This is a genomic window from Nocardia miyunensis NBRC 108239 (assembly GCF_001613065.1).
GTDB lineage: Bacteria > Actinomycetota > Actinomycetes > Mycobacteriales > Mycobacteriaceae > Nocardia > Nocardia miyunensis.
Genome location: NZ_BDBQ01000025.1, coordinates 1 through 4,280, shown reverse-complemented (window position 1 = coordinate 4,280; position 4,280 = coordinate 1). Strand labels below are relative to the sequence as shown.

1 protein-coding gene is annotated in these 4,280 nt (G+C 70.0%); it reads right to left on the bottom strand.

Annotated features, from left to right (window positions below; genetic code table 11):
* A partial coding sequence (locus NM2_RS10440; protein WP_176586719.1) for a toxin glutamine deamidase domain-containing protein occupies positions 1-4,280 on the bottom strand: 4,280 nt, incomplete at both ends.

Sequence of the window (4,280 nt, the reverse complement as noted above, 5' to 3'; positions counted from 1 at the left end):
CGACGTGCGGACCGCGGCTGCGCCGCACGCCAATGGATGCCGGCGCGGATCCGCCGCAGCGGATGCATCGGCCGGCCCTGCTTGTCGTACAGGACCGCGTGGACACTGCGCAGCTCCACCGGCACTGTCGGCGGATAGCCCTGCACTGTGCCGGTGGAGGGATCCCGGACGACGATCTTGCCGTTCTCGTTCACCAGCACGTAGGCGTGCGCGCCGACCCTTTCCGAACCGCGGGCCCGGTTCGCCGGCTGATCGGCGTATTCGTCGACGACCAGCGCGACTGCGCCGTTCCCCTTCACGCGCAGCCAGGCCGCGATATCGCGGTGGCCTCCGGTGAACCGGCGAAGCCGTCCGCCCGCGGCCCGCTCGAGCTCCGAGGTGGTCACCCCCTCGGCGCCGACCTCACGACCGAACGGCCGGATGAACCTGCCGCCCGTCAGCTCTCGAATCAGCTTCAGGGCCAGCGGCGCACATCTACCGCGGTTCGCATCGCGTTGTGGCGCTGGACTGCTCGCCGCCAGCGGTGTGCCCGCATCGGAACGCCGAGGCGAATCGGATTGCGCGCGAGAGCCATCGGAGTTCGGTACGCGTCTCGAACGCGGCGCGGGCGCTGCGCTCGAGGGTGCCCCGGCCGGGTTGTCGGACGCCGCGAACGTCACCGGCACAGTGCTCGTATCCGAGTTCGCGGCGCTCACCGGTACGGCACCCGGATCCGAGGTCGCGAATATCATCGGCACAGCGCCCGAATCCGTTGTCGCCGCGCCCTTTCCGGTGTCCTGCCGCTCCGGCGCGAACTCGCCGGGACGCACTGCCGAACGATCCTGCCCAGCAGCCGAACCCGGGCGGTCGGAGCTACGATCGCCGAAAGCACCGGCGTCGGGCGTGCCCTCACCGGTCTCACCCGATATCCGCGAAACAGCCGGGGCGGCAAGCGAATCGGCCACAGGCGCCGCAGTTACAGACGCATCGGCTACAGGCGCTTCAGCCACCGGCACCTCAGCCACAGGCGCTTCAGCCACAGGCGCTTCAGCCACAGGCGCTTCAGCCACAGGCACCTCAGCCACAGGCACCTCAGCCACAGGCACCTCAGCCACAGGCACCTCAGCCACAGGCACCTCAGCCACAGGCGCTTCAGCCACCGGCACCTCAGCCACAGGCACCTCAGCCACAGGCACCTCAGCCACAGGCGCCTCGATCACCGGCGCTTCAGCCACAGGCGCTTCGGTCACCGGCGCTTCGGTCACCTGCGCCTCAGCCACGGGCGCCTCCGCCACCGGCGCCTCAGCCACCGGCGTCGCCGAGTCCGGCTCGGCGACAGCAGGATCGCCCACGGGCACCGGACCGGCCGCTTGCTCCGCTCGGACCGGATCGGCGGTCGATGTCTCCGCGGGCGCTCCCTGAGTCCCGGGATCCGCGGCAGACGCCGGGCCCGGGGCCTGCATCTGCGAGGGATCAGCGACCGGCGTATCCGCCTGCGGCAGCTGAGCTTCGGGAGCGGTGAGCTGCTCCCCGTCGGCGGGCGCATTCGCATCGCCGACGGGAACGACTCCGCGTGCGAGCGTCCCGTGTCCGGTGGTTCCCGAGGTGGACGTCGAAACTTCCTCTGCGACAGGGGCTTTCGTCGCGGAACCATTGTCAACCGACCCCGCCGCCGCACGAGGCGCAGCGGTGTCGGTGGTGGCCGGGGGCGGCGTCTCGGGCGGCCGTTCGGTGGTCCCGGTATCCGGCTTGTCGTGCGCGGGTGTGGCGCCCTCGTCCGGCGGTGCGCGGGTCAGGCCCATCCGCACCGCGGCGGCCTTCTGCAAGGGCTCGACCATGTCGCGAAGTTCCTGCTCGGCCGCGACGCGCGTGTCGTTGACCGGTGCGGCGGCCTCGGCGTCTCCCTCGCCGGTGACGCTCTCCACCTCGCCGGTCCCGGTCTCGACGTCACCGGAGGCCGCCCGCGAGTACCGGACAACCACATGCTGCACGTCCGGATTCGCGCTCAGGGCATAGAGCTCGTCCTCGGGCGAGGTGTAGTACTGCACGCTGCCCCGCTGCCCGGCCCGCGCGGCCCGGTTCTCGGCCTGGATGTCGATGTCGTGCGAGGTGCTGGAGTGGCCGGTCACGATGACGTGCAGGCCGCCCCGCGCGTTCATCTCCTTCCCGATCGGGATGTCCACGCCGCGAGCACCCTGCATGTTGATGATGAGGATCTTGCCCTCTTTACCCGCCTCGTCGAAGATCTCCTGCAACCGCGCCTCGGCGTGGACCCCCTGCTCGGCCACCCAGTTGGCATCGACCGCCACGTGTTCGACCTCGGTGCCGTTCGTGAGTTCCGTTACGCGAGCGGACAATTCGCCGACGAGACTGTTGCGATGCGCCAGCACCAGCTGCGGCCGGCCCGACTCGTGGTTGCTGACGATGTCCGCGGCGATCCGGTCCAGCTTCGTGGCTTCGTCGGGCGAGACGTCGTCGGCGCCGTGGATCAGCTTGGATGCCTCGTTCCGCGGGATCTCCGTGACACCGATTCCGTAGTCGTCGTGCAGCCGTCCGGACACCCCGGTCGCCGTGCCCGAGGCGCCGGTCTTGGCCTCGTAGTGGTCGTTGATCAGTTCCTTCGCGCCCAGTTCGTTCGTGCTGCCCGGGTCGTCGCGAATCCGCAGCCCGTGCTCGGCCTCGATGGCCTGTGCCAGGCCGCCGTTCCAGCGGCTCTCGGTCGAGGTCTCGGGATCGAACATCACCTTGTGGGTGGTCTGATCGATGATCAGCACGCGGCCGTCGTCGACGATGAAATGGTCCTTGTTCCGGTATTCCCACCTGGCCGCGGCGGCCATGTTCAACCGGCGAACCTCCTGCTCGGACAGCTCCCGGCCCAACGACTCCTCGAGCTTGGCGCGCCCCTGTTCGGTCAGTGCCGCGGGCCCGCCCTTCTGGCCGGGCTGCCTGCCGAAATCGGCCTCGGTCAGCGCGCTGTGGCCCGCGTCGTCCTTGGCCAGGCTGTCGTTCAGCATGTCGCGCGCCCCGACCACCTCGTCCACCACGTGCGGAGGCGCACTCTCGCCCGCGCCCTCCGAGAGGATGTAGGTGGTGTTCGCATGGACGAGCGCCTCATCGATCTCATCGATGGCGACGTGCCTTCCGGGCGGAATATTGCCGCGCAGATGACCGAACCCGACATCCTCCATGGTGCCGATGTAGATCGTGGGCCTGCCCTCGACGGGTTCGGTGTAGGCGTGGTCCGGATTCATCCGCACGATGTCGAAACCCATGTCGCCCAGCGTCTTCAGATACCGATCGACCTCACGATTAGCCAGGTTGTCGCGCGTGGTGAGCACCTGGACCGCACCGTGCTCCATCGCATCGATCGTGGCGCCGGCCAGGAACACCAGCGACTTGCCCTCGCCCGCATCCATGTTGATCGCGCCGTCGCGGATCGCGAGAGTCGCCATGACCTGCGTTTCGCGCAGCACGATATCGCGGTCCGGGGATGCCTGCCGGATCGCCTCGATCACCGCGGCGAGCTTGTCGGCTTCCGAACCCGATTCCAGCTCGTGGCGCAACGCATCCGGCGCGGCATCCTTCAGCTGGAGGTGTTCGGGCGTATCCGGGCCGGTCCTGGCGTGGTAGTACGCCAGCGCCGCCTTGCCCGCCGCCCGGTACGCCTCGGTCAGCGGCTCGCCGCGCACCCCCTCGGCATGGGCGGTGTGCGCGGCGGCGACCAGTTCGTCGGTCGCCGCGTGCAGGATCTCGGCGTGCTCGGCCAGCGCCGCTTGATATTCGTCCCGGGCGGCATCCGGATCGCTGTGCGGACGAGCGGTCGAGTCGTCTTCCGAAATGTGGTCGGGGTGCGCGGCATCGTGTGCCTCCTGCGCCCGCTGGAGAGCCTGCCGCGCCTCGTCCACGCGCCGCTGCGACTCGTCGATCCGCGCACGCTGCCGATGCTGTTCGGCCGCGGCGCGATCCTGCGCCTCGGCGATCTGCCGAGGGGACCGCTCGGGCGGAGCCGAGTCCTTGCCACCAGCCCGCCCGGTGGACGAATCATCCTGTGGCCGTGCGGTATCGGCGTCATGATGCGCTCGGTCGGCGGTACGCGTCGCACCGGCACGCGCCCGCGCCGACGGGCTGTGATCGCCCGATTCCGCATCGCCCGCGCGCGCCCGATCGTCCCGCGCCGGGCCGGTCGCGGCCCGTGATCGTTCGGAAACAGGTTGCGCCGCAACATCTTTCCCGGCCTCGAGCTCGGAGGACCGACCGGCGGGCGCGGCCTCGTCGGACCGCGACGCCTGCACACCCGATTC